A 25125-nucleotide genomic window follows, 5' to 3' on the forward strand; every position below is an offset into this window, starting at 1 on the left:
GCATGGACGCCGGTCACACGTGGGCGTCGCGGTCGATCAGCATCGCATCGCCGTAGCTGAAGAAGCGGTAACGCTGCGCGACCGCGTGCCGGTACGCGGCCATGATCCGTTCAAAACCGCCGAAGGCACAGACCAGCATCATCAAGGTCGACTGCGGCAGGTGAAAGTTGGTCAGCAACCGGTCGACGACACGAAAGCGGAACCCCGGCGTGATGAACAGCCGCGTCTCGTCGCTGCACGGTTCGACGCGCCCGATGGTGTCCTGCGCCAGCGCCGCCGATTCGAGCGCCCGCACCACCGTGGTACCGACCGCGACGACGCGACCGCCGCGGGCGCGCGCCGCGTCGATCGCCGCGCACAACGCGCCGTCGATGCGGTAACGCTCGGCGTGCATGCGGTGTTCGGCCAGATCCTCGACGCGCACCGGCTGGAAGGTGCCGGCGCCGACGTGCAGCGTCAGCGTCGCGCGCTCGATCCCGGCCGCGTCCAGCGCCGCCAGCAGCGCCTCGTCGAAGTGCAGCCCGGCGGTCGGCGCCGCCACCGCACCCGGCTCGCGCGCGAACACGGTCTGGTAGCGCTCGGCGTCCTTTGCGTCGGGCGCGTGCGTGATGTACGGCGGCAGCGGCAGCTGGCCGGCGCGTTCGAGAAAGGCCATGACGCCGTCATCGCCGCCATAGCGCAGCTCGAACAGGTCGTCGTCACGGCCGAGCACTTCGAGCCGGTCGGCGCCGACCAGAATCACGCCACCGGCGCGCGGCTTCTTGCTGACGCCGAGCTGGGCGAGGAAACGATGCGCGTCGAGCACGCGCTCGACCAGAATCTCGACGCGCCCACCGGTGGGCTTGACGCCGAACAGCCGCGCCGGAATCACCCGCGTGTCGTTGAACACGATGAGATCACCGCGCGCGAGCAGACCCGGCAGCTCGCGCATCTGCCGGTCGGCGACGCCAGCCGCCGTCACTTGCAGCAGCCGGCTCGCCGAGCGCTGCGCCGCCGGCTCTTGGGCGATCAGCTCCGGCGGCAGTTCGTAGTCGAAATCGGATCGGCGCATCGGCGGGGCGGCGGTTCCAAGGGCGCGCACTATACCCGCGCGGCGCGCATCGATTCACGCATCTGCAACGGCACGGTCATGCGCCGCCGCTAGCCTCTCGGCGCCGAGACTCTCTGCTGGCCCCTCGTGAACACAGCCCCCGTGGACGACATCGAACGCCTGCGGCTCGACGTCGAGCCACTGTCGCCGACGACGACCATCGACGCCGCGGCCGAGCTGTTCCTGGCACCGCAGTACGCGCGCATGCTGTGCCTGCCGGTGGTCGCGGACGGAAAAGTGCTCGGCACGGTGAGCCGCCACGCGCTCAACGGCATCTTTCTGCGCCGCTTCGGCCGCGAGCTCTACGGCGCCAAGCCGGTCGCGACGCTGATGAACCGCGATCCGCTGGTGATCGAGCAAAGCGCTTCGCTCGATGCAGCGACCGCCTACGTCAGTGCACACCTCGGTTCGCCGATCACCGAGGATTTCGTCGTGCTGCATGATGGCCGCTACGCCGGCATGGGCATCGTGCTCGACCTGCTATCGGCGCTCCGCGGCCGGCTCGAAGCCAAGGCGCACGAGCTCGAAGCCGCCTACCGCGACCTCAAGGCCTCGCAGGCGCAGCTCGTACAGTCGGAGAAGATGGCGTCGCTCGGTCAGATGGTCGCCGGCGTCGCCCACGAGATCAACACGCCGCTGGGCTACGTGCGCAACAACGTCGAGATGACCGAGGGCGTGTTCGCCCTCGTCGCCGATGCACTCAAGGTTCACGACCAACTCGTGCATCTGATGGTCGATGAGGGCGCCGACGAACAAAGGCTCGCTGCCGCTCTCGCTGCCTGCCGCGCGTCGATCGACGCGCTGGGCGACATGGCGGTGATCGACGATACCCGCGCGCTGTTCGCCGACACCCTGCACGGCGTCGACACGATCCGCGACCTGGTCGTCAACCTGCGCAACTTCTCGCGCCTGGACCAGGCGCGCGTCGCCGAGGTCTCGCTCAACGACTGCCTCGACCAGACGCTGACCATCGCCCACAACGTGCTCAAGAACAAGGTGCGCGTGATCAAGCGCTACGGCGAGATTCCGAGAATCCGCTGCTCGCCGTCGCAGATCAACCAGGTGCTGTTGAACCTGATGACCAACGCCGCGCAGGCGATCGAACACGCCGACGGCAAGCTGCTGCTCAAGACCGAGGCCGACGCGCAGTGGGTGCGCGTGCACGTGCAGGACAACGGCAAGGGCATCGCGCCCGAGCATCTGCAGAAGATCTTCGATCCGTTCTTCACCACCAAGCCGATCGGCCAAGGCACCGGGCTGGGTCTGTCGATCGCGTTCCAGATCGTTCGGGCCCACGGCGGCGAGATGCACGTCTCGTCCGAACCCGGCCGCGGCACGCGGTTCGTGGTCAGCCTACCGATCAAGAGTGCCGAGGCGGCGGCGCTGGCGGCGTGACGGGACGCCCAACATGACCGACAAGCCGACATTGCTGCTGATCGACGACGAGGAACGCATCCTGCGCTCGCTGGCGATGCTGTTCCGCGGCAGTTACCGCGTGCACGCGACGATCGACCCGCACGAGGCGCTGGCAACGGTCGAGCGCGAGCGCGTGCACGTCGTCGTCAGCGACCAGCGCATGCCAAAGATGCGCGGCGCCGAACTGCTGCGCGAGGTGCGTGCGCGCTCGCCCAAGAGCATGCGCATCCTGCTGACCGGCTACTCGGAGCTCGATGCGGTGGTCGCCTCGGTCAACGAGGGCGAGATCTTCCGCTTCGTGCACAAGCCCTGGGATGCGCAGGAACTGCGCGACACGGTCAAGCAGGCCGCGGACATTTCCGCGGCGCTGTTCGGCGCCGGCGCCCATGCGCCGCCGGCGCCGCTGCTCAGCGAAACCGGAGGCGGCGTCGCCGTGCCGTCGTCAGCGGCCGACGCCGAGGGCGTGCTGGTGATCGACGACGACGAGCACGTGTTCACCACCGTGCGCGACATCGTCGACCCCTCGCAGCCGGTGTACTGGGCGCGCAGCCTCGACCAGGCGCTGGAGACGCTGGCCGCGCGGCAGATCGGCGTCGTCATCTCCGAGCTCGCGGTGGCCGGCGAGAGCACCACCACGCTGCTCAAGCTGCTCAAGGCCCGGCACGCCCAAATCGTCACCCTCGTGCTGACGCCGTTCCAGGACGTGGCGGTGTTCATCGGCCTGATCAACCAGGGGCAGGTCTATCGTCTGCTGCCCAAGCCGGTCCGTCGCGGCGCCTTGTCGATGAGCATCGCCAGCGCGCTGCGCCACCATCGCGCGCTGCGTGCCGCGCCCAGCCTGCGAAAGGCGCACACGGTCGAACCCCTGCGCGCGCCCGAAGAGCTGTCGGTGGCCGGCCGCATCATGGGTTTGCTGTCGCGTATCCGCACCCGCGCCAGCGCCGGCTGACCGGATCGGGACCGGCCCGATTGGCTATCATCGGCGGTCCTGAAAAATCGGGGAAAGCGGGATGCGCATCGGCTTGGTCGTACTGCTCGGCTTGCTCGGCCTGCTCGCGCCACCGGCGCAGGCCGAGGACGGCGCGCTGCGCGACTGCAAGATCTTCGATGGCCGCCGATGGCAGGGGTTGGGTGCGCTGACGCGCGCCGAGTGCCTCGAAGGCATCGAGCAAGGGGTCGGCGAGTACGACGCCCAGGGCTTCAAGTTCGGCTTGTGGGGCGCAACCCTGCTGTCGGCCGACCGTACCCATTTCTACCGCTCGGACGACGGCGGCAAGAACTGGGTGGCGCTGGGCCTCAAGGCTGAACTGAGCACGCGCGCGGCGCAGGCCGAATCCGCCACCCCCGAGGCTGCCGACACGGCAGTCGCAGCGGCGAACGCGCGTGCGGACACTTCGCCTTCGCCAGCAGCGAGCGAACCGTTGCGGCCGCAAGCGGCAAGCATCGACGCTCTGGACCCGCCAGCGAGCGGGCCTGCGGCCGCCGCGACGGCGCCGGCCGACGTCCTGGATCGCCGCAGTTGCAGCCTCGACCAAGGCAGCACCTGGGCTACGGTCGGCATCCTTACCCTGCACGAATGCGCCCAGGCCCTGGACCGCTCGCCCGACCGCTACGACGAACTCGGCTACAAGTACGGTTACTGGAACGGCGTGTTTCTTGCCGCCAACGCCCGCGAAATCCTGAGCTCGACCGACTCGCGGAGCTGGCAGACGCTGCTGCCGCGCTCGGAACGCTGAGCGCCGCAGCCGGCGCTCAAGCTTCCTGCGGCTGGAACAGCCGCATGAACTGCGCAAAGCCGAGCCTGCTGCCCTTGGTGACCTCGAAATCGCGCACCAGGCTCACCGCCGGATGGCGCAGTCGCGCGAGCATCTCCTTGAACGCCTGCGCCGAGACGCGCACGACGATGTCGGCGTCCTCGCGCAGCTCGGGCACGACCTCGCTGGCACCGCGGCGCACGATGTAGGTGTAGCGCTCCTCAACGTCGGTGAACTCGAAGCCGACCGCCATCGTCGTATCGACCGCCGCTTCGGCATCCAGATTGACCGCCATGCCATCGAAGAAGCGCGCCAGCGGCATCTGCGCGAGCATCGCGGGCGTGGGCGTGAGGATACGGTCGGGCAGTTCGAACTCGCCGGAGAGCTCACGCGCCGCCATCAAATACCAGTTGCGCGCGTTCGGATTGGCCTCGCGCTCGCCGAGTGCACGCAGCGCCTTGATCCGCGCCTTGCGCACGCCGGCGTGGTCGGGCTGCAGGCGCAGCACATGGTCGGAGAGTTGCAGCGCCCACTGCTGATCGCCGGCGGCCTGCGCCTCGATCACCCGCTCGGCCAGAGCGTCGAGCCCGCCGGCGAGCCGCGCCATGCGTTCGGCCTCGTCGCGGGGCGCCAAAGGCTGCAGCGTCGACGGATTGCCGTCGTACCAGCCGAGGTTGCCGGCAAAGACACCGCGCGCCGACCACGTCGGCTTGCCGTAGAACTCCTGCAGGTACGGCGCCGACGCGAGGTGCGGCGGCAGCTTGATGCGCGCCGCGATCTCATCGGGCGTGAGTCCCTGGTTGATGTAGCGCAGCGTCTGGTCGTAGACGTAACGGATGCCATCGCGATAGCTCGTCAGCACCTCGTCGATGCGCTGCGCGCCGACGATCGGCTGGGTGTGGCTCGGCACCAGGATCTCGGCCTTGAGCGCGCGCATGGCGTCGATCGAATCCGCCCACCGGCGCGGATCGCGGTAGGACGTGCCACGGATCGTGTAGAGATTCGGAAAGGCCTTGTAGACGTTGTCGCCCGGCAGCAGGATGCGACGATCCGGCAGCCAGACGAAGATCTGATCGTCCGTCTCGCCGGGGGCATGCACCAACTCGAAGCGAATGCCGGCCACCGTGGCTTCGAGACGATCGTCGAACGGGTGTGTCGGCCGCAGCACGCTGATCGTACTGCCCTCGCGCACGTCGACGAACGGCCCCAGGCCGACGTTGATGCGCTCGTCCTCCGGCAGCAGCGAGCCGTACATGCGCATCGAGCGCCTGGTGATCGCGGTCTGCAGCTCGATCGACGTCTTCTCCATGTTGCGGATGACGTCGCGGTGCGCGTAGACCGCAATTGCGTCGTTGCCTTCGGCGAACACGCGCGCACCGCCGATGTGGTCCGGATGCGAGTGCGTGTAGATCAGCGCCTTGACCGGCTTGTCGGTGAGCTTGCGGAACTCGGCGAACACCGCCTGCGCGCTCTCGGCGGTCTCCATGGTGTCGACGATGATCACGCCGTCGTCACCTTCGAGCAGGATCGTGTTGGCGATGCCAAAGCCGATCGCCACGAAGACGCCGTCGGCGACCTTGGTGACACCGCGCTCGAACTCGGCGTTGTGCGCGCGCAGCGCCTCGGGCGCGGCGACCGTCGCCGCCGCGGGCGGCGCATCGTTCGTGCAGGCGCCCAGCACGGCAAGCAGCGGGATGGTCGCGGTGCGTGCAAGGCTGGTCATGCGTATCTCCCCCGGGTTGCTCCGCGCGGCGCGTGGTCGCGCGATCTTGTCCGATCCGGCGCCGGCGTTCACCGGCGCAGGCTCCGGTGCTGCGCCGGGCTCGCAAGCGCCGACTCGCGGATCAGGTCTTCGGTAGCGTGACACCGCGCTGGCCCTGATATTTTCCACCGCGATCCCGGTAAGAGATCTCGCAGAGTTCGTCGGACTCGTAGAACAGCATCTGCGCGACGCCCTCGTTGGCGTAGATCTTCGCCGGCAGCGGCGTAGTGTTGGAGAACTCCAGCGTCACGTGCCCTTCCCACTCCGGCTCCAGCGGCGTGACGTTGACGATGATGCCGCAGCGCGCGTAGGTGCTCTTGCCCAGGCATACCACCAGCGTCGAGCGCGGGATGCGGAAGTACTCGACCGTACGCGCCAGCGCGAAGGAGTTGGGCGGGATGATGCAGACGTCCGACTGCACGTCGACGAATGACTTCTCGTCGAAGTTCTTCGGATCGACGATGGTCGAATTGATGTTGGTGAAGATCTTGAACTCGTTGGCGCAGCGCACGTCGTAGCCGTAGCTCGACGTGCCGTAGGACACGATCTTGTGGCCGTCGACCTGCCGCACCTGACCGGCCTCGAACGGCTCGATCATGCCTTGCGCCGCCATGCGGCGAATCCACTTGTCGGATTTGATGCTCATCTAGTCGTCCGTCATCTCGATGCTCGGGAAGGCCGCGTCGCGCACACCGTAGGCCAGACGCGCGGCGGCCAGGCGCGCGATGCCACGATAGCGCTGCGCGAGTTCCCCTTGCGGATCGGCGGCGACGGTCGGGCAGCCGCCGTCGGCCTGTTCGCGGATGCGCAGATCCAGCGGCAACTGGCCGAGCAGCTCGCTGCCGCACTCGGCTGCGAGGCGCTCGCCGCCGCCGCTGCCGAAGATCGCCTCGTGGTGGCCGCAGTTCGAGCACACATGCCAGGCCATGTTCTCGACGATGCCGAGCACCGGGACCTCGACGCGGCGGAACATCTCTAACCCCTTGCGCGCGTCGAGCAGGGCGATGTCCTGCGGCGTGGTCACGATGACCGCGCCGCTGACCGGGATGCGCTGCGACAGGGTGAGCTGGATGTCACCGGTGCCCGGCGGCAGGTCGACGATCAGATAGTCGAGATCACGCCAGCGCGTCTCGCCGAGCAACTGGTTGAGTGCCTGCGTGACCATGGGCCCGCGCCAGATCATCGGCTGCGCCTCGTCGATCAGAAAGCCGATGCTCATCGCCTGCAGGCCGTGGGCGATGATGGGGTTCATGTGCTTGCCGTCGGGTGAGGTCGGCTTGTCGCGGCTGCCGAGCATGCGCGGCTGGCTGGGGCCGTAGATGTCGGCGTCGAGAATGCCGACGCGCGCGCCCTCGGTGTGCAACGCGAGCGCGAGATTCACCGCCACCGTGGATTTGCCGACGCCACCCTTGCCGCTGGCCACCGCAATGATGTTGCGGATCTCGGGCAACGGCTGCAGGTTCTTCTGCACCGCGTGGCTCGCAATGCGCGAGCGAATCTCGACTTCGGCATCGAGGCCGGCGCCAGCGCGGATGACGCCGCGCAGGCGCTCGGCAAGCTGCTCGTGGACACCGGCGGCCGGAAAGCCGAGCTCGATCACCACCTGCGCCCGCGTACCGTCGACCCGCGCCTCGACCACCGTGCCGGCCGCGACCCAGCCGCGGCCGATCAGCGGATCGACATCGGCATCGAGGACGGCGAGCAGACGGTCGCGGGACATGGCGCACGGGATGCAAAGCGGGCGGGAAGTCTAGCCCAAGGCAGCCGGCCCAACGAAAAAGGGCGGGCCGACCGGCCCGCCCCGTTCACTGCGAAAGCGCCTCAGTCGCCCACGTACAGCAGCGCGTTCGGCGAGCCGCTGCCGACGCCGCTGAGCACGCCGAGCGTGGCGTTGCCGATCACCGCGTCGGCGACCTCATCCGGCGTCGATCCCGGCGCCGCGCCGAGCGCCAGCGCCGCGGCGCCGGCCACGTGCGGCGAGGCCATCGAGGTGCCGCTGATGGTGCTGGTCGCGGTGTTGCTGGTGTGCCAAGCGGAGGTGATGTTGGACCCCGGCGCGAAGATGTCCACGCAACTGCCGAAGTTCGAGAACGAGGAGCGCGCGTCGGTGTTGGTGGTCGAACCGACGGTGATGGCCTCGGCGACGCGGTTCGGCGAGCCGGTGCAGGCATTGGCGTTGTCGTTGCCCGCGGCGACGACGAAGGTCACGCCGGCGTCGATCGCGTTGCGCACGGCTCGATCGAGCGCGTCGGAGTTGCCGCCGCCGAGCGACATGTTGGCCACCGCCGGGAGCTGCGCGTTCGCCGCGACCCAGTCGACGCCGGCGATCACGCCGGAGTTCGAGCCGCTGCCGTTGCAGCCGAGCACGCGCACCGGCACCACGGTCGCGGCCTTGGCCACACCCCAGGTGGTGCCGACGGCGGTGCCGGCGACATGCGTGCCGTGGCCGTTGCAGTCGCTGGTGTTGGCCGGGTCGGTGGTGCAGCCGATGCCGAGCAGCGTGCACAGCAAGCCACCGCTGTTCGGCGCGAAGTTGCGCCCGGTGCCGACGCGGCCGCTGAAATCGACGTGGCCGGCGTTCAACCCCGTGTCGATGACGTAGACGCGCACGCCGGCGCCGGCCTGATCCGGATACACATAGTTGCCGTCGAGCGGCAGGTTGCGCTGGTCGATGCGGTCCAGGCCCCAGGTTGCGCCGCGCTGTACCGCGCTCGCGCTCATGATCTGGTCCTGCTCGACGAAATCGACCAGCGGCAGCCTGGCCAGCGCCGCCGCCTGCGAGGCGCTCATGCGCACGGCGAAACCCTGCAGCACGTGCTGGTACTGCGCGAGCACCTGACCGCCGCCGACCTGGACCAGCAGCGACTGCACGGTCTCGTTCAGACGCAACGGATCGCCCAGGCCGATCTGCGGCTTGAGCACGACGATGTACTGGTTCTTGATCGGCTGCGCCGTGGCCTGCGCCGAGGCCAGCAACAGCCCCAGGCCGGCCGCAGCCGCCGTCAGGCCCGAAATGAAGCGCTTGGATGCACCCATTACGCACTCTCCTTGTGTTGAGTTGATCGTCGCCGGGCATCCCGGTGCGGACCTCCCCCCAGCATCCGTGCACGGCGCGGGCCGACTGTAACCCATCGAAGTCGGTAAATCTCTTACAGGGAGATACCCAACTCTGAATGCAGGCCGCTCAGGCCGGATCGGGAAGTGCGCGAAGCGCGTGCGATAATTGCCTGATCTGTCTCGCCGAATGCCCCGTCTGCGCCCCATGCGTCGCCACCTCCTCGTCACCAATGCCCTGCCCTATGCCAACGGCCCGCTGCACCTGGGCCACATGGTCGGCTATGTGCAGGCCGACATCTGGGTGCGCTTCCAGCGCCTGAACGGGCATGCCGTGCACTACGTCTGCGCCGACGACGCCCACGGCACGCCGATCATGCTCGCCGCCGAGAAGGCCGGGGTCTCGCCCGAGGCCTTCATCGAACAGATCCGGATCGAACATGCGCGCGATTTCGCCGACTTCGGCGTCGCCTTCGACCACTACCACTCGACCCACTCGCCAGAGAATCAGGCGCTGTCCGAGCTGATCTACCGGCGCCTCGACGCCGCCGGCGCGATCGCGCGGCGCCACATCCAGCAGTTGTTCGACCCGGTCAAGCAGATGTTCCTGCCGGACCGCTACATCAAGGGCGAATGCCCCAAGTGCGGCGCGGCCGACCAGTACGGCGACAACTGCGAGGTCTGCGGCGCCGCCTATGCGCCGACGGACCTGAAAAATCCGCGCTCGGTCGTCTCCGGTGCCACGCCGGTGATGCGCGAGTCCGAGCATTTCTTCTTCGAGGTCGGCAAGTTCCAGGCCGTGCTCGGCGAGTGGCTGTCCGGGGACGTCGCCCATCCCGCGGTCAAGGCCAAGCTGCGCGAGTGGTTCAATGCCGGCCTGCGCGACTGGGACATTTCGCGCGACGCCCCCTACTTCGGCTTTCCGATTCCGGGCGCGCCGGGCAAGTTCTTCTACGTCTGGCTCGACGCGCCGATCGGCTACATGGCGAGCTTCAAGGCTCATGTCGAGAAGCTCGGGCAACCGGAGCTGTTCGATGCGTTCTGGGATGCCGGCGCCAAGACCGAGCTGCACCACTTCATCGGCAAGGACATCGTCAACTTCCACGGCCTGTTCTGGCCGGCGATGCTGCACGGCTCGGGTCACCGTACGCCGACCAAGCTGCACGTCAACGGCTATCTGACGATCAACGGCGCCAAGATGTCCAAGTCGCGCGGCACCTTCATCCGCGCGCGCACCTACCTCAACCACCTGAACCCGGAGTACCTACGCTATTACTTCGCGGCCAAGCTCGGCGCCGGCGTCGACGATCTGGACCTCAACCTCGAGGACTTCGTCAGTCGCATCAACAGCGACATCGTCGGCAAGTACGTCAACATCGCCAGCCGCTGCGCCGGCTTCATCGAGAAGCGCTACGGCGGAAGGCTCGCGCGCCAGATGCACGACCGTGCGCTGTTCGAGCGCATCGCCGCCGCCGCGCCGGCGATCGCCGGCCTGTACGAGTCCGGCGAGTATGCCGCCGCGGTGCGCGAGATCATGCGCCTCGCCGACGAGGCCAACGGCGAGATCCAGACGCTCGCCCCCTGGATCATGGCCAAGGATGCTTCCAGGTCCGAAGACCTGCACCGCGTCTGCACGACCTTCATCAACGTGTTCCGCCAGCTCACGCTGTATCTCAAGCCGCTGCTGCCGAAGATCGCCGAACGGGCCGAAGCCTTCCTCGGCATCGCGCCGCTAAAGTGGGCACAGGCCAACGAGGCGCTGCTCGATCACGCCATCCAGCCCTACCCGATGCTGGCGACGCGCATCGACAAGGCCGCGATCGACGCAATGCTCGCGGAGGAAGGCGGACCGATCGAAGCCAAGCCCGAGCCCAAGCCCGCCGCCAAGGCAAAGAAGGAGACGCCGGTGAGCAGCAGCGAAAACGGCATCATTGGCATCGACGACTTCACCAAGGTCGACCTGCGCATCGCCCGCATCGCCAGCGCCGAGGCGGTCGAGGGCGCGGACAAGCTGCTGCGGTTGCAGCTCGACGTCGGCGAACTCGGCACGCGTCAGGTCTTTGCCGGCATCAAGTCGGCCTATGCGCCCGAGAAACTGGTCGGCAAGCTCACGGTGATGGTCGCGAACCTCGCGCCGCGCAAGATGAAGTTCGGTGTGTCCGAAGGCATGGTGCTGGCCGCCGGCGGGCACGACGGCGGGCCGTTTCTCCTGTATCCGGACGAGGGCGCCACACCCGGGATGCGGATCAAATAAGCGAGCCGGCGCGCCGCAGACACGGCGCATATTCCGCGGCGGAATGAGATCAGATCGTTGCCCCTGTCAGCCTTGCTCACGCCCACGCGGCCACGCATCATCGCGCGGTTTTGACGCCCGTCTGCGGCCCTCGCCTTGACCGAATACCTGCTCATCCTCCTCGGCGCCGTCCTGGTCCACAACTTCGTGCTGGTCCAGTTCCTGGGCCTGTGCCCGTTCATGGGCACCTCGAAGAAGGTCGAGACCTCGGCGGGCCTGGCACTGGCGACGACCTTCGTGCTGACGCTGACCGCGGTCGCGACGTATCTGACCGACACCTACATCCTCGCGCCCTTGGGGCTGGAATACCTGCGCACGATCGTCTTCATCCTGGTCATCGCCGCGGCGGTGCAGACCGTGGAGATGGTCGTACACAAGTCGAGCCCGCTGCTGTATCAGGTGCTGGGCATCTACCTGCCGCTGATCACGACCAACTGCATCGTGCTCGGCGTGGCCCTGCTCAACGTGCGCCAGGCGCAGAACTTCATGGAATCGCTGCTCACGGGTCTGGGTGCGGGCCTCGGCTTCTCGCTGGTGCTGCTGCTGTTCGCGAGCATCCGCGAGCGCATCGCGGTTTCCGACGTGCCGGCGGTGTTCAAGGGCGCGCCGATCGCGCTGGTCACCGCAGGGATCATGAGTCTCGCCTTCCTCGGCTTCTCGGGGCTGGACTGATGCTCGCCGCGATCATCGCGCTTGCAGCGCTCGCCGCCGTGTTCGGCCTGGGCCTGGGCTTCGCCGCCGTGCGTTTCAAGGTCGAGGGCGATCCGCTGGTCGAGAAAATCGACAAGATCCTGCCGCAGACCCAGTGCGGACAGTGCGGCTTTCCGGGCTGCCGACCGTATGCGGCCGCGATCGCCGAAGGCCGCGCCGAAATCAATCAATGCCCACCCGGCGGCGAGGAAGGCATCCTCAAGCTCGCCGAACTGCTCGGCCGCGAACCGATGCCGCTGAACCCCGAGAACGGGGTCGCCAAGACGGTGCCGACGGTCGCGGTCATCGACGAGAACGCCTGCATCGGCTGCACCAAGTGCATCCAGGCCTGTCCGGTCGACGCCATCCTCGGCGCGGCGCAGCAGATGCACACGGTCATCGCGTCCGAATGCACCGGCTGCGAACTGTGCCTGCCCCCCTGCCCGGTCGACTGCATCCAGATGGTGCCGATCGCCGACACGCCGCGCACCTGGCGCTGGCCCTTGCCGGATGCCGTGGGCAAGGCCACGTAGACGCCGGGAGCGAGCGATCATGAGCTGGATGGAGCGCCTGTTCGACTTCCGCGGCGGCCTGCACCTCGACGAGCGCAAGGCGATGTCGACGCGGCATCCGATCCGCGTCGCGCCGGTGCCGCCGCAACTGGTGCTGCCCTTGTCGCAGCACGCAGGCAGTCCGGCCAAACCGATGGTCCGGATCGGCGAGCGCGTGCGACGCGGCCAGACCATCGCTGAGCCGGACGGCTTCGTCTCGGTGCCGATCCATGCCAGCAGCTCGGGCACCGTCGTCGCCATCGAAGCGCGCCCCATCCCGCATGTCTCGGGCTTGCCCGCACCGTGCATCGTCATCGACACGGATGGACTCGACGAGCCGCTGCCCACACCGGAATGGACGCCGGTCGAGGACTTCCACGCCCTCGATGCCAAGACCCTTCGCGAGATCGTGCGCCGCGCCGGCATCGCCGGGCTCGGCGGCGCCGGCTTTCCGAGCTTCATCAAGCTCTCGCCGGGCCGTGCGGTCGAAACGCTGATCATCAACGGTGCCGAGTGCGAGCCCTACATCAGTTGCGACCAGCAGCTCATGGCCGAGCGCGCCGACGAGATCATCGGCGGCGTGCAGGTGATTCTGCACGCGATCGGTGCGCCGCACTGCCTGATTGGCGTGGAGGACAACAAACCCGATGCGATCGCCGCGCTGCGCGCCGCCGCCGCGCACGATGCGCGCATCCAGGTGCGCGTGGTGCCGACGCGCTATCCGCAGGGCGGCGAGAAGCAGCTCATCCAGACGCTCACCGGCCGCGAAGTGCCGAGCGAAGGCCTGCCGCTGGACATCGGCCTGGTGGTCCACAACCCGGGCACGGCGCGCGCGGTGTTCCGCGCCGTGCGCTACGCCGAGCCGCTGACCTCGCGCATCGTCACCGTCACCGGCGGCGCAGTCGCACAGCCGCAGAACTTCGAGGCGCGCCTGGGCACACCGATGCGCTTTTTGATCGAGCAGGCCGGCGGCTACGTGCAGGCACCGGGGCGGCTGCTGATGGGCGGACCGATGATGGGCTTTGCGCTGCCCTCGGACGAGCTGCCGGTGATCAAGGCGACCAACTGCATCCTCGCCGCCGCGCCCGGGGAACTGCGCCCGGACGAGACGGCGATGCCGTGCATCCGCTGCGGCGCCTGCCAGGAGGCCTGCCCGATCAACCTCTTGCCGCAGCAGCTCTACTGGCATGCGCGCGGCGGCGAGTACGACAAGGCGCGGGCCCTGAATCTGTTCGACTGCATCGAATGCGGCTGCTGCGCGCAGGTCTGCCCCAGCCATATCCCGCTGGTGCAGTACTACCGCCACGCCAAGACCGAGATCTGGGCCGAGGAGCGCGAGCGGCGCAAGGCCGATGCCGCGCGCGAGCGCCACGAAGCGCGCCAGGCACGGCTGGAGCGCGAGGCACGCGAAAGGCAACAGGCGCGCGCACGTAAAAAGGCGCAGCTCGCCGCGCACAAGGCGACCGCCGATCCGAGCGAGGCGCCGCTGACCGCGAGCGTGGCGCCGGCCGTCAACACCGATGATCCGGTGGCCGCCGCGATCGCCGCCGCCAAGGCGAAGAAGGCCGCCAAGGCCAGCGTCGCAGAAGGTGATGATCCGGTCGCACGGGCGATTGCGGCCGCCAAAGCGAAGAAGGCGGCGAGCGCGGCCAGCGCAGACGGCGCGCCGGCCGACGATCCGGTGGCCGCCGCGATCGCCGCCGCCAAGGCGCGCAAAGCGGCCAAGGCAGCGGGCAGCGAAGCGGCGAGCGCGGCGGGCGCGGAAGATGATCCGGTGGCGCGTGCCATCGCTGCGGCAAAAGCCAAGAAGGCCGCGCGCGAAACCGCCGAGCCTGACGGTGAGCCTTGATGCGCCTGTCCTCGCCCTTTCTGCCGGTGGCCGGGAGCGTCGGTGCGGTGATGCGCGACGTGCTGCTGGCGCTGGTGCCCGGCATCGCCGTCTACACGCTGCTGTTCGGCCTCGGCGTGCTGCGCAACATCGCCCTCGCCGCCCTCGCCTGCCTGCTGTTCGAAGCATTGGCGCTGCGCCTGCGCGCCCGGCCGCTCAAGCCGTTTCTCACCGACGGCAGCGCGCTGGTCACCGGCGTGCTGCTGGCGCTGACCCTGCCGCCGATCGCGCCGTGGTGGATCGCCGTCGTCGGCAGCCTGTTCGCGATACTGCTCGGCAAGCAGGTCTATGGCGGGCTCGGCTACAACCCGTTCAATCCGGCGATGGTCGGCTACGTCGTGCTGCTGATCTCCTTCCCGGTGCAGATGACGGCCTGGCCGGCTTTGCAGCCGCCGTGGGCCGATGCTCCGGATGCGATCTCGGCGGCCACCGCGCTCGATCACGTTCGCACCCAGCTTTCGCTCGAACGCACGCTGACCGAAATCCGCGGCGACGCGCCGCTCGGCTGGATCGCCGGCGCCGGCTGGGAGTGGGTCGCGCTGGCGTGGCTCGGCGGTGGTCTGTACCTGCTCTGGCGCGGCACGATCCGCTGGCAGATTCCGGTTGGGATGCTCGGCGGGCTGACGCTGATCGCGCTGCCGTTCTGGGCGATCGACCCCGACCGCTACGCCTCGCCGCTGTTCCACTGGCTCGCCGGCGCGACGCTGCTCGGCGCCTTTTTCATCGCCACCGATCCGGTCTCGGCGGCGACGACGCCGCGCGGCCGCCTGCTCTACGGCGCGCTGATCGGCGTGCTGGTCTACGTCATCCGCACCTGGGGCGGTTATCCGGACGGCGTCGCCTTCGCCGTGCTGCTGCTCAACATCTGCGCACCGACGATCGACCGCTACACCCAGCCGCGCGTCTACGGTCACCGCCGCGGCGAGGCCGAGCCGTGAAGACCACGCTCGCGCAGATGCTGCGCGCCGGCGGCGTGCTCGGCGCCTTTGGCCTCGCCTGTGCCGCGGTGCTCGGCGGCACCTGGACGCTGACCGCGGACCGCATCCGCGAGGCCGAGCAGCAACGCCTGCTGCGTCAGCTCGAGGAGGTGCTGCCGGTCGGCGCTTACGACAACGCTGTCGCCAGCGATACGCTGCAGGTGACCAGCGACGCGCTGGGTCCCGGGACGCACACCGTCTACCGCGCCCGCCGCGACGGTGAGCCGGTGGCCGCGGTCTTGAGCGCCGTCGCCCCCGACGGCTACGGCGGCCCGATCGCGCTGCTCGTCGGCATCGCCTACGACGGCCGCATCACCGGCGTGCGCGTGACCGCGCACAAGGAGACGCCGGGCCTGGGCGACAAGATCGACCTGTCGCGCAACGACTGGATCCTCGACTTCGATGGCCGCTCGCTGCTCGATCCCGGCCCGCGCGACTGGGCGGTGAAAAAGGACGGCGGCGTGTTCGACCAGTTCGCCGGCGCGACGATCACGCCGCGCGCCGTGGTCAAGGCGGTGCACCGAAGCCTGCAATACTTCGCCGAGCATCGCGAAACCCTGTTCGCACACGCCGAGGAGACGCCATGAGCACCAGCGCCCATCCGTTCGCGAAGATCGCCCGCGACGGCCTGTGGACCAACAACCCGGGCTTCGTGCAACTGCTCGGCCTGTGCCCGCTGCTCGCGGTCAGCAACAACCTGGTCAATGCGCTCGCACTCGGCCTGGCGACGATGTTCGTGATGCTGATGTCGAACACCATCGTCTCGCTGATCCGCCCGGTGGTGCGCCAGGAGATCCGCATCCCGATCTACGTGATGGTGATCGCCTCGCTGGTGACCATCGTCGAGCTGGTGATGAACGCCTGGTTCAACACCCTGTACAACATCCTCGGCATCTTTCTGCCGATCATCACCACCAACTGCGTGATCATCGGCCGTGCCGAAGCCTATGCGGCGAAAAACCCGGTGCACCGCGCCGCCTTCGACGGCCTGATGATGGGCGCCGGCTTTGGCCTCGCGCTGGTGCTGCTCGGCGCGATGCGCGAGCTGCTCGCACAGGGCACGCTCGGCGCCGACCTGCACCTGCTGTTCGGCGAGGCGTTGCGCGGCATCCACCTGAGCCTGATCGCGGACGAGCAAGGCCTGCTGCTCGCGGCGCTGCCGCCGGGCGCCTTCATCGGGCTAGGGCTTTTGATCGCCGGCAAGAACTGGATCGACCGCCGCTACGCCGCGCGCGCGCTTACGCCGTCGGCGGCGCCGGCCGCCGCATGAACGCGAGCCAGCGCGCCGAGATCTTCCGGCGCCTGCGCGCGGCCAATCCCGCACCGACCACCGAGCTGCACTACACGACGCCGTTCGAGCTCTTGGTCGCCGTCGTGCTGTCGGCACAGGCGACCGACGTGGGCGTCAACAAGGCGACGGCAAAGCTGTTTCCGGTCGCGAACACCCCGCAGGCGATCCTTGCACTCGGCGAGGAGAAGTTACGGGACTACATCAAGACCATCGGCCTGTACCAGACCAAGGCGAAGAATGTCATCGGCCTGTGTCGCGCGCTGATGGAGCGGCACGGCGGCGAGGTGCCGCGCACGCGCGCGGCGCTCGAAGCCCTGCCCGGCGTCGGCCGCAAGACCGCGAACGTGGTGCTCAACACCGCCTTCGGCGAGCCGACCATCGCCGTCGACACGCATATCTTCCGCGTCGCCAACCGCACCGGCCTTGCCCCCGGAAAGACCGTGCGCGCGGTCGAGGACAAGCTGGTCAGGTTCACGCCCGCCGAATTCGCCAAGGACGCGCACCATTGGCTGATCCTGCACGGCCGCTACGTCTGCAAGGCGCGCAAGCCCGAGTGCGGGCGCTGCGTGATCGCGGATCTGTGCGAGTACAAGGGCAAGACCTCGCCGCCCCCGACTCCGGTCGCGCCGGCGGCCTGAGCCGCCTTAGGTGCGCAGCACGTCGGTCGCCGGCGTGTACGCATGGCCCAGCGCATCGGCCACCGCCTGGTGGGTGATGCGTCCGCGATGCACGTTCAGGCCATTGCGCAGGTGCGGATCGTCGAGCAGGGCCTGGCGCCAGCCCTTGTCGGCCAGCGCGATCACATGCGGCAAGGTGGCGTTGGTCAGCGCAAACGTCGAGGTGCGCGCGACCCCGCCGGGCATGTTGGCCACGCAGTAGTGGACGATGCCGTCGATGACATAGGTCGGGTCCTGGTGCGTCGTCGGCCGCGAGGTCTCGAAGCAGCCGCCCTGGTCGATGGCCACGTCCACCATCACCACGCCGTTGCGGATCGACCTCAGCATGTCGCGCGTGACCAGCTTGGGCGCGGCCGCGCCCGGCACCAGCACCGCGCCGATGATCAAATCCGCGCGATGCACGCAGGTCTCGACCGCGTCGCGCGTCGAGTACAGCGTCGTCGCGCGGTTCTCGAAGACACTGTCGAGCCAGTTCAGCCGCGGCAGGGAGCGGTCGAGAATCGTCACCCGCGCGCCCATGCCGATGGCGATGCGCGCGGCGTTGTAGCCGACGACACCGCCGCCGATGATCACGACCTCGGCCGCCGGCACGCCGGGCACGCCACCGAGCAACACGCCGTTGCCGCCGGCCGCCTTCTCCATCGCGTGTGCGCCGGCCTGGATCGACATGCGACCGGCCACCTCGCTCATCGGCGCGAGCAAGGGCAAGCCGCCGCGCTCGTCGGTCACGGTTTCATAGGCGATCGCGGTGCAGCCGGACTGCAGCAAACCCCTTGCCTGCTCCGGGTCCGGCGCCAGGTGCAGATAAGTGAACAGGAGCTGATCCTCGCGCAGCATCGCGCATTCGGACGGCTGCGGTTCCTTGACCTTGACGATCATCTGGGCCTTTGCGAATACCTCGGCGGCGGTCGGCACGATACGCGCCCCGGCGGCGACGTACGCCTCATCGGCGATGCCGATGCCAAGGCCCGCCTTGGTCTCGATCAACACCTCATGGCCGTGCGCCACCAATTCGCGCACGCCGGCCGGCGTCAGGCCGACGCGGTATTCGTGGTTCTTGATTTCCTTTGGGGTGCCGATGCGCATCGCGGTCTCCTCGGCCAGCATCAGAGGCAACCGATTATCCCAGCCCCGCGGCGCTGCGGCGTCGTGGAATCCCCTCAGCCGACCGCAAGCCCTCGCGGTCCGTACAATCGCGGCTTCATCCCGATGCCCCCTGCCCATGCACGCCCCGCGCCTACCGTTTCGCAGCCTCACCGCCCTGTTGCTCTCGATCGGCCTGGGGCTGACGATCTACTACGGACATGAGTGGTGGCGGCTGCCCGAGTACAGCGATGCCGACATCGACGCCTCGGTGGAGCTGAACCTCCATATGGAGCTACAGCGGCGCGGCCCGCACCTGCAGCCGGACGCCGAGAACCTCGAACGCCTGCGGCGCCTGATCCGCGCCGAAGTCCAAGCCGAAATCCGCCGCGAGCGCGAAACGATCCAGCGCCGGTTCGGGATCGGACTGATCGCGCTGGTGCTGGGCCTCGGCCAGTACGCCGCAGGCTCGTGGCGGCGGGGCGCCTGAACGGCGCCCCGCCTGCTGCGGTCAGTTCGGATCGAGGCAGTTGCTCGCCAGACCGTAGGGGCTCGCCACCACTGAGCCGGAGCCCAGCTGCCGCACGACACCGGGCGGCGAGACTTCGAGGTCATTGACGTCGTCGGCCAGCACCGGCAGCACGAAGTCGGCGATCGCCAGGCTCTGCGTGCCCGCCACCGTCGCTTGTGCACGCAAGCGCATCTGTACCCAGTTGCCGTGCGTCTGCGGATAGACGATGTCGAAATTCGCCGTGCCGTTGGCGTCCAGCGCCGGCGCACTGGGCGCCACGGCCACACCGCCCGGATCCAGCAGCATGTTGCCGTTGAGATCCTCGCCCGCGTCGAGGATGCCGTTGCGATCGACGTCCTCGTTCTCGCAACCGAAGTCCGGCGGCTGCGGCGCCACCGTCGAGTTGGACGGTCGCACGTCACCCCCCGTCACCTCGTACTGGGCGACCCAGACTTGGTTGACGAGATCGGCGACGTAATAGCCCTTCTGGTAAGCCGTGGGCTCCACGGAGATGCGCAAGACGGTGTCCGGCGGCGGGGGATTGCCGGCCGCATCGGTCACGATCACCACCCACGGCATCGCGTAACTGGTGGTGTTGGGCTCCGCGATTTCGTTGCCGGTGCCGAGCAGGATGCGTAGCGCCTGATTGCCGACCGTCAGCGTGGCGGCTCCGGAGATCCCCGGATTGCTGGCGAGGGTGCCGGTCACGCGGATCGCGTCGGTCGCGCTCGACGTCGCGCTGGCCCGGTAGGTCACGGTGGTCGTGCCCAGGCTGTCGGTGATGCCGAACGCGGCCGTCAGCGCACCGCCCGTCGGATCGGACAGCGTAAAGTTCACGCGCTGGTTCTTGACCAGATTGTCATCCACATCACGAACGACCGCTCGTATCGTCGCGGTGCCGTTGATGGGAATGACCGCAGGCTCTGCCTGTAGATCGACGCGGAACGGGCTTGTCGCCACGAACTCCAAGGGCAGGCTCGCCGAAACATTCGCCATCGATGCGGTCGCGGATATCACCGCGCCACCCGCGTTGCCGGGACCATCGGCACAGACCTGCACGGTTGCGCGACCGTCGATATTGGTCGTTGCACTGGCCGTCGACGTTCCCGGGTTTGCGTTGATGAACCCGCGAGTGATCGCGAAGTCAATGTTGGCGCCGTTGACGGGTGCGCCGTTTTCGGTCAACCGCACGGTGACATCCGTGGAGCACATCGGCGCGGTCTCGAACAGCACTTCCGCGCTCGGCGCCGGGGCTTCGAAGACCAGCTTGGAGGTCGATACCTCGATCAACTGCACGGCGGTCACGCCGATGCTCATCACCTCGAGTCGATCGGAACCTCCCGAAGCACCGGTGTAACGGACGGTCACACGGCCCTGGGAATTCGTCGTCGCGCCGTTGACGAACACGATGGGATTGCCGAGATCCAGCGAGGTCACCTGGACCGTCTGGTTCGGGATCGGTGCGTTGGCGGCATCGCGTAAGGTGATCACGTACTCCTCGACATCGCCGGATCCGACGACCGCTGGTCCGACGATCTCCAGCTTGGTGCCGGTGACCGGGATCGAGATCGAGCGGTTGGCGCCTTCGGCGGTTGCGGTGACGACCACGTCTTGATTACGCGGGTTGCCGCCCGTCGTCAGCACCGCGCGCGCCGCACCCGATGCGTCCGTGATGCCCCCGCCGAGAATCTGGAGTGCGCCCTGGCTCGCGCTGAAATCGACCTTGACACCCTGGAGCAGCTTGTTGCCGGCCCCGCGAACCAGTGCGGTGATGGTCACGCCCTCGGCGAAGGTATCGGCACTCGACGGCAGATTCGGCGCATCCGACAGCAGGGTGATGTCGATCACGCCCGCCGCGACGGTCAGTTGCGCGCTGGCATTGAGTCCGCCGTCCGACGTGGCACTGATGGTGCATACGCCGGTATTGGGACCTGCCGTGAAGGTGGAGCCCGCGTTGCCGCTCGGACCGGTACCGACCGTCGCAGGGCTGAAGCTGCCACAGGTCGACGGCGAGACGTTGAAGGTGACGTCTCCACCCGCGACTGGATTGCCATTGGCATCGCGGATGGTGGCGTTCACGGTGGCGGTCGCGCCCGGGGCGATCGTGCTCGGCGTGACGCTCAAGACGATCTGACTCGCCACCCCGGCCGTGAACTCGATGGCCACCGAACTGCTGGCACTACTGCTCGGAACCTGCGCCGTCACCCGCGCGGTGCCCGCCTGAGTCGGTGCGCGCAGATTCACCCGGGCGATACCGGCATCGTTGGTCAGCGCCGAGCCGGCCAGCAAGGTGCCGAGATTGGTGGTGAAGGTCACGGTGCGATTGGGAATGGGATTGTCGTTGAAATCGCGCAACTGAGCCGTGATCTCGATGACGGTGGAGCCGTTCGCGGCGCTCGTCGGCGGCGTCGCGCTCAGGGTCAGGAGCAAGTCGGGCTGCAGCACCGTGAGCTGCTGACTTGAACTCAAACCGCCGGCGGTACGGGCTCGCAGGGTCGTGGTCCCGACCGACGCCGCCGTGAACAAGGCCTCCGCCCGCCCGTTGGCATCCGTTTCGACGGTCGAGCGGTCGAAGGTGCCGCTGCCGGACGTGGTGTCGAATGACACCACCTCCCCCGCAACCGGGTTGCCGTTGCCGTCCCGCACCGTCGCCGTGAACGTCGTGGTGCCGCCGGCGGCGACGGTCGTCGGATTGAGGGTCGTGGCGAGCTGCGCCGACTGCCCCGTGACGAATTGGACCGCGGTCGAGCCGCTGATGTTGGTGGCGGCGTCGCGCGCCACGATCGTCGCGATCCCGCGAATCGCGGAAGAGCGCAGCGTGACGGCGGCAGCGCCGTTGGCGTCGGTCGTCGCCGTCGTTTGCAGGAGCTGACCGGCATTGGTGCTGAAGTCGATGGCGCGGTCGGGAATGGGTATGCCGTTGCTGTCCGTGAGCACGGCGGTGATCACGGCCGTGGACACGCCGTCGGCCAGAATGCTGGGCTGAGAGGGTGTCACCGAGAGCTGCAGCGACGCCTGTGTTGCGACCGTCAGCTCCGCAGTGGTCACGACGCCGCTGGCGGTGCGCGCACGCAGCGTGAACGTCCCGGTGTTCGGGCCCACCTCGAAGGCCGTTTGCGCACGGCCGTTTTCGTCCGTCGACACCGTCGCGGGATTGAAGATGCCCCCCACACCGTTGGGTACGGTCTCGAACGCAATCGATTGTCCCGGAACCGGGTTGTCGTTGCCGTCGAGCGCCGTGACCGTGAACTCCGCAACGGCACGCGGTGCCAGCTTGGTTGGTGCAAGAGTGGCCGCGAGGCGTTGGACCAGTCCGGCAACGAACTCCACGGAGACCGAACCGGTGAGATCCGTCTCGCGTTCCCGCGCAAGCACGGTGGCGGTGCCGCGCGCCGTCGGTGCGCGCAGGAACACCTCCGCGAGCCCGTTGGCGTTCGTGGTGTCACTGGTCGCAACGAGGGTCCCGGCGTCGGTCGAAAAATCAATGGTCCGCCCGCTGATCGGGACACCTTGCGCATCGGTCAAGATCGCCGAGATCAGCACGGTGGAGGTGCCATCCGCGAACACCGATTCCTGCGATGCGCTGACCAGAACGACCGCCGGCGTACCGGCACCCCCACCGCCACCACCGCCGCCGCCCAACAGTCCCCCGCCGGTGCCGTCCCCGAAGCTCGCCCCGCCGCAGGCAACGAGCGTAGATCCCGCCAGCATCAGCAAGCTGCGCAGCCAGATACGCGTCTTCAACATGGGTCTCCCACCTGCCGCAAGCCCCCGCGGCGCGCGAAACGGAATCGTCCGGATGCTAAACCAAAAAGCGAAGTAAAACAAAAAAGTCGGCTCGACTCTGCAAGCGGCTTGCCAAGTACTGGAGCGCCCCTGGCATTGGCGCCCTTGGCAGGAATCGAACCTGCGACCCTCCGCTTAGGAGGCGCAGGCACGATATCCTTTAGGCTATTGTCTTAGCAGGACTTTCCTGAGAGCAGATGGTATCTCATCTGCTCCAGATTTGCCCGGGAGCACAATGGCCTACTACAAAGAGCGACGCTGGGAAGTAGAGCGCGAATACGCCGACGGACGCAAGCGCATCCTCAAGCAGATCCGCCACGATTTTCGTATCACACTGCCGGACGGCCGCAGAGTCACAAGGTCGTTCAAGACCAAGGACGCGGGCCAACGCTGGGTCGCCGAGCAGGAGCGGTTGGTCGAGCTGGGCGCAGACCTCGCCGGTGTGGAGCGCGCGAAGAAGTCAACGCTCGGCAAGATCATCGACCGCTACATGGAAGAGGTTGCGCCCCGCCTGCGCTCGCCTGGAGCAGCGAAAAGCTGCGCTACGCCGCTCCGGCGCGACCTCGGAGACATCCCGCTCGCGGCCCTCACGCCGGAGCGGATCGGCAAGTATCGAGACGACCGTTTGCGGCAACGCTGCGTACGCAGCGGCGGCAAGCGCGATCTACCCCTGGTCGAGCTGGACCGCTACGTGAAGCCGCCAACGGTGAAGAAGGAGATGGCCTTCCTCGCTCGGGTGATTGACGTGGCGATCAAGAGCTGGGGCTATCGGCTCCCGTTCGGCAACCCTGCGCGCGGCGTGGATCGACCGCCGGAGGGAGATGGGCGCGACCGGCGGCTTCTGCCTGGAGAAGAAGATCGACTGCTTGTCGCCTGCGCCTTCAATGCGAGCTTGAAGCTGGCGATCATCTTGGCGATCGAAACCGCTGCCCGCCGCGGCGAGCTGTGCGCATTGATCTGGGGGGACATCGATTTCGAACGTCGTACCCTGCAGATCAGGGCCGAGGATGCCGGCGCGGGCAAGACCGGCACGAAACGAACCGCCCCGCTCAGCCAGCGGGCCATCGACGCACTGACGGCGGCCAAGCCCAAGCGAGTCAAGCCCGAAGAGTCCGTGCTCGGGTTCAAAGCCGACTCCCTTAGCCAGGCTTTCGACAGAGCATGCCGGCGCGCCTCGATCGATGGCCTGCGCTTTCACGACCTCCGACACGAAGCCACGTCGCGGTTGTTCGAGCTCGGACTGGACATGATGGAGGTCTCAGCAATCACCGGACACAAAACGCTGGACATGTTGAAACGGTACACACAGCTGCGCGCCGAGCAGATTGCCCTTAAAATGGATCGGCTAGCCCTTCAGTCGGCCGATAATGCGTCGCTGGAAGTCCAGCTCGCCGCAGTCCTCAAGGAATTGCGGTTGCTCCGGCAGATGCGATGATCTGCGCCTCGGTAGCTCAGTGGATAGAGCATCTTCCTCCTAAGAAGAGGGTCGTAGGTTCGATTCCTACCCGGGGCACCAAGCTCTTGCTGCTTCATTTAGCACAACGGCGCGAATCGTCTGCCGCATCGTTTCTCGTTGCAGCTCAATCCGAAGTTTTTCGCGCGGAAGATCATCGGCCGCAGCCTCAGGGATCGCCTCGGCAATGATTTCCTGCATCTTTTTAAATGCGTGATCGGCTGCTGGGCGCTGTTTCCACACTGCTTGCCTCGATATGCCGAGCTCTCGCCCGACTTCAGCAAACTTCCCTCGCCGATCCTCCAGCACAAATGCCAGCGCTAGATGCTTCTTTCGGACCCGGCGCTGGATCAGCTGGTCAGCAATTCGCTTAATCGTCTCCCAATCCAGCTCAATCTTGCGATCCTTGACCACCTTCATGTGCTGGATCGTTGCCTGCTGCAATTGCTCGATTTTCTGTTTCGCATGCGAAACGGCGGCGGCGTCGGGATAGGGTGGATGGCGAAGCGCGGATGCAGCCTGGTCATACTCCGCTCGCGCCAGCTCCCACTTGTTTTCCTCGATGGCAACAAGCTCTGAGAACCTTGCGAATCGCGGCAGGCGTCGCATTGCAGGCTCGATCATGTTCGCTTTATTTGACAGGGCACGCCCGAAACTCTCGAGATCGTTATCGGCTCGGGGCTTCGGCTGCACGGATTCGCGTGCGGCCACGCAATCCTTGACTAGCCCGGATCCGTCACGAGTAGGCTGCTGAGAAGGCACGGCGGATTCGCTGTTGCCCAGTAGAATTCGGTTGTCGAAGCCAATTCTCTGGAGCGAATCCGCCGTGACGGAATGCTACCAAGGTGT

Annotated in this window: 21 protein-coding genes and 1 tRNA gene; 14 read left to right on the forward strand and 8 right to left on the reverse strand. The window is 67.6% G+C overall.

What is annotated here, in order from left to right:
* Window positions 1–13: 13 nt before the first annotated feature.
* The gene (gene queA, locus ABSH63_RS11345; protein ID WP_352889850.1) at window positions 14–1051 is read right to left on the reverse strand and encodes a tRNA preQ1(34) S-adenosylmethionine ribosyltransferase-isomerase QueA; all 1038 of its coding nucleotides are present in this window, start codon (window positions 1049–1051) and stop codon (window positions 14–16) included.
* Between the two features lie 126 nt (window positions 1052–1177).
* Here queA and ABSH63_RS11350 point away from each other — a divergent pair, with 126 nt between their 5' ends.
* The 3 genes from ABSH63_RS11350 to ABSH63_RS11360 all read left to right on the forward strand — a co-directional run bounded on the left by ABSH63_RS11350 (window position 1178) and on the right by ABSH63_RS11360 (window position 4242).
* On the forward strand, window positions 1178–2485 hold the full coding sequence (locus ABSH63_RS11350; protein ID WP_352889852.1) for an ATP-binding protein: 1308 nt from the start codon (window positions 1178–1180) through the stop codon (window positions 2483–2485).
* 13 nt (window positions 2486–2498) lie between these two features.
* On the forward strand, window positions 2499–3455 hold the full coding sequence (locus tag ABSH63_RS11355; protein WP_352889853.1) for a response regulator: 957 nt from the start codon (window positions 2499–2501) through the stop codon (window positions 3453–3455).
* 61 nt (window positions 3456–3516) lie between these two features.
* Window positions 3517–4242, forward strand: a complete 726-nt coding sequence (locus tag ABSH63_RS11360) for a hypothetical protein (RefSeq protein ID WP_352889854.1) — start codon at window positions 3517–3519, stop codon at window positions 4240–4242.
* Window positions 4243–4258: 16 nt separating this feature from the next.
* On the opposite strand, the gene ABSH63_RS11365 is transcribed toward ABSH63_RS11360, so the two are convergent.
* The 4 genes from ABSH63_RS11365 to ABSH63_RS11380 all read right to left on the reverse strand — a co-directional run bounded on the left by ABSH63_RS11365 (window position 4259) and on the right by ABSH63_RS11380 (window position 9058).
* Complete coding sequence (locus ABSH63_RS11365) at window positions 4259–5983, reverse strand: alkyl sulfatase dimerization domain-containing protein (RefSeq protein ID WP_352889855.1); 1725 nt, start codon at window positions 5981–5983, stop codon at window positions 4259–4261.
* Window positions 5984–6104: 121 nt separating this feature from the next.
* On the reverse strand, window positions 6105–6668 hold the full coding sequence (dcd, locus tag ABSH63_RS11370) for a dCTP deaminase (RefSeq protein WP_352889856.1): 564 nt from the start codon (window positions 6666–6668) through the stop codon (window positions 6105–6107).
* Window positions 6669–7742: an iron-sulfur cluster carrier protein ApbC gene (apbC, locus tag ABSH63_RS11375; protein WP_352889857.1), complete on the reverse strand. Its 1074-nt coding sequence runs from the start codon at window positions 7740–7742 to the stop codon at window positions 6669–6671. It abuts the gene before it with no gap.
* A gap of 101 nt (window positions 7743–7843) precedes the next feature.
* On the reverse strand, window positions 7844–9058 hold the full coding sequence (locus ABSH63_RS11380) for a S8 family peptidase (RefSeq protein WP_352889858.1): 1215 nt from the start codon (window positions 9056–9058) through the stop codon (window positions 7844–7846).
* 226 nt (window positions 9059–9284) lie between these two features.
* Here ABSH63_RS11380 and metG point away from each other — a divergent pair, with 226 nt between their 5' ends.
* From metG to nth, 8 genes are all read left to right on the forward strand, one after another.
* Window positions 9285–11330: a methionine--tRNA ligase gene (gene metG, locus ABSH63_RS11385; protein ID WP_352889860.1), complete on the forward strand. Its 2046-nt coding sequence runs from the start codon at window positions 9285–9287 to the stop codon at window positions 11328–11330.
* 135 nt (window positions 11331–11465) lie between these two features.
* A complete protein-coding gene (rsxA, locus tag ABSH63_RS11390) occupies window positions 11466–12041 on the forward strand; it encodes an electron transport complex subunit RsxA (protein WP_352889862.1) in 576 nt (191 codons plus the stop codon).
* Window positions 12041–12592 (forward strand): electron transport complex subunit RsxB, encoded by a 552-nt coding sequence (gene rsxB / locus ABSH63_RS11395; protein WP_352889864.1) that lies wholly within the window; start codon window positions 12041–12043, stop codon window positions 12590–12592. Before rsxA ends, rsxB begins: the two co-directional genes overlap by 1 nt.
* A gap of 19 nt (window positions 12593–12611) precedes the next feature.
* Window positions 12612–14459 (forward strand): electron transport complex subunit RsxC, encoded by a 1848-nt coding sequence (gene rsxC / locus ABSH63_RS11400; RefSeq protein WP_352889866.1) that lies wholly within the window; start codon window positions 12612–12614, stop codon window positions 14457–14459.
* Complete coding sequence (locus ABSH63_RS11405; RefSeq protein ID WP_352889868.1) at window positions 14459–15436, forward strand: RnfABCDGE type electron transport complex subunit D; 978 nt, start codon at window positions 14459–14461, stop codon at window positions 15434–15436. Before rsxC ends, ABSH63_RS11405 begins: the two co-directional genes overlap by 1 nt.
* Window positions 15433–16062 (forward strand): electron transport complex subunit RsxG, encoded by a 630-nt coding sequence (gene rsxG / locus ABSH63_RS11410; protein WP_352889869.1) that lies wholly within the window; start codon window positions 15433–15435, stop codon window positions 16060–16062. The genes ABSH63_RS11405 and rsxG overlap by 4 nt, the downstream gene beginning before the upstream one ends.
* Entirely contained in the window at window positions 16059–16745 is a 687-nt protein-coding gene (locus ABSH63_RS11415; protein ID WP_352889871.1) for an electron transport complex subunit E, read from the forward strand. The genes rsxG and ABSH63_RS11415 overlap by 4 nt, the downstream gene beginning before the upstream one ends.
* Window positions 16742–17404: an endonuclease III gene (gene nth, locus ABSH63_RS11420; protein ID WP_352889873.1), complete on the forward strand. Its 663-nt coding sequence runs from the start codon at window positions 16742–16744 to the stop codon at window positions 17402–17404. Before ABSH63_RS11415 ends, nth begins: the two co-directional genes overlap by 4 nt.
* A 6-nt stretch (window positions 17405–17410) precedes the next feature.
* Here nth and ald read toward each other — a convergent pair whose 3' ends face one another.
* The gene (gene ald, locus ABSH63_RS11425) at window positions 17411–18529 is read right to left on the reverse strand and encodes an alanine dehydrogenase (RefSeq protein WP_352889890.1); all 1119 of its coding nucleotides are present in this window, start codon (window positions 18527–18529) and stop codon (window positions 17411–17413) included.
* 136 nt (window positions 18530–18665) lie between these two features.
* On the opposite strand from ald, the gene ABSH63_RS11430 reads away from it, so the two are divergent.
* Window positions 18666–19016, forward strand: coding sequence for a hypothetical protein (locus ABSH63_RS11430; protein WP_352889874.1), 351 nt, complete (start codon window positions 18666–18668; stop codon window positions 19014–19016).
* A gap of 21 nt (window positions 19017–19037) precedes the next feature.
* On the opposite strand, the gene ABSH63_RS11435 is transcribed toward ABSH63_RS11430, so the two are convergent.
* Window positions 19038–22784 carry an Ig-like domain-containing protein gene (locus ABSH63_RS11435; protein ID WP_352889876.1) on the reverse strand — a complete coding sequence of 1249 codons (3747 nt, stop codon included), beginning with the start codon at window positions 22782–22784 and terminating at the stop codon, window positions 19038–19040.
* A 274-nt stretch (window positions 22785–23058) separates the two neighbouring features.
* Here ABSH63_RS11435 and ABSH63_RS11440 point away from each other — a divergent pair, with 274 nt between their 5' ends.
* Window positions 23059–24258, forward strand: coding sequence for an integrase (locus tag ABSH63_RS11440; protein WP_352889877.1), 1200 nt, complete (start codon window positions 23059–23061; stop codon window positions 24256–24258).
* A gap of 5 nt (window positions 24259–24263) precedes the next feature.
* A tRNA-Arg gene (locus ABSH63_RS11445) sits at window positions 24264–24339 on the forward strand.
* Here the strand turns inward: ABSH63_RS11445 and ABSH63_RS11450 are convergent.
* Window positions 24325–24987 (reverse strand): hypothetical protein, encoded by a 663-nt coding sequence (locus ABSH63_RS11450; RefSeq protein WP_352889878.1) that lies wholly within the window; start codon window positions 24985–24987, stop codon window positions 24325–24327. The two genes, ABSH63_RS11445 and ABSH63_RS11450, sit on opposite strands and share 15 nt — an antisense overlap.
* Between the last annotated feature and the right edge of the window lie 138 nt (window positions 24988–25125).

The sequence above is a fragment of the Sinimarinibacterium thermocellulolyticum genome, from assembly GCF_040327995.1.
Taxonomy (GTDB): Bacteria; Pseudomonadota; Gammaproteobacteria; order Nevskiales; family Nevskiaceae; genus Solimonas; species Solimonas thermocellulolyticum.

Bases quoted from the DNA above. Each gene is read 5' to 3' on its own strand.
- queA (WP_352889850.1), bottom strand. From the start codon at position 1,051: ATGCGCCGATCCGATTTCGACTACGAACTGCCGCCGGAGCTGATCGCC.
- ABSH63_RS11355 (WP_352889853.1), top strand. From the start codon at position 2,499: ATGACCGACAAGCCGACATTGCTGCTGATCGACGACGAGGAACGCATC.
- ABSH63_RS11360 (WP_352889854.1), top strand. From the start codon at position 3,517: ATGCGCATCGGCTTGGTCGTACTGCTCGGCTTGCTCGGCCTGCTCGCG.
- ABSH63_RS11365 (WP_352889855.1), bottom strand. From the start codon at position 5,983: ATGACCAGCCTTGCACGCACCGCGACCATCCCGCTGCTTGCCGTGCTG.
- dcd (WP_352889856.1), bottom strand. From the start codon at position 6,668: ATGAGCATCAAATCCGACAAGTGGATTCGCCGCATGGCGGCGCAAGGC.
- apbC (WP_352889857.1), bottom strand. From the start codon at position 7,742: ATGTCCCGCGACCGTCTGCTCGCCGTCCTCGATGCCGATGTCGATCCG.
- ABSH63_RS11380 (WP_352889858.1), bottom strand. From the start codon at position 9,058: ATGGGTGCATCCAAGCGCTTCATTTCGGGCCTGACGGCGGCTGCGGCC.
- metG (WP_352889860.1), top strand. From the start codon at position 9,285: ATGCGTCGCCACCTCCTCGTCACCAATGCCCTGCCCTATGCCAACGGC.
- rsxB (WP_352889864.1), top strand. From the start codon at position 12,041: ATGCTCGCCGCGATCATCGCGCTTGCAGCGCTCGCCGCCGTGTTCGGC.
- rsxC (WP_352889866.1), top strand. From the start codon at position 12,612: ATGAGCTGGATGGAGCGCCTGTTCGACTTCCGCGGCGGCCTGCACCTC.
- ABSH63_RS11405 (WP_352889868.1), top strand. From the start codon at position 14,459: ATGCGCCTGTCCTCGCCCTTTCTGCCGGTGGCCGGGAGCGTCGGTGCG.
- ABSH63_RS11415 (WP_352889871.1), top strand. From the start codon at position 16,059: ATGAGCACCAGCGCCCATCCGTTCGCGAAGATCGCCCGCGACGGCCTG.
- nth (WP_352889873.1), top strand. From the start codon at position 16,742: ATGAACGCGAGCCAGCGCGCCGAGATCTTCCGGCGCCTGCGCGCGGCC.
- ald (WP_352889890.1), bottom strand. From the start codon at position 18,529: ATGCGCATCGGCACCCCAAAGGAAATCAAGAACCACGAATACCGCGTC.
- ABSH63_RS11430 (WP_352889874.1), top strand. From the start codon at position 18,666: ATGCACGCCCCGCGCCTACCGTTTCGCAGCCTCACCGCCCTGTTGCTC.
- ABSH63_RS11435 (WP_352889876.1), bottom strand. From the start codon at position 22,784: ATGTTGAAGACGCGTATCTGGCTGCGCAGCTTGCTGATGCTGGCGGGA.
- ABSH63_RS11440 (WP_352889877.1), top strand. From the start codon at position 23,059: ATGGCCTACTACAAAGAGCGACGCTGGGAAGTAGAGCGCGAATACGCC.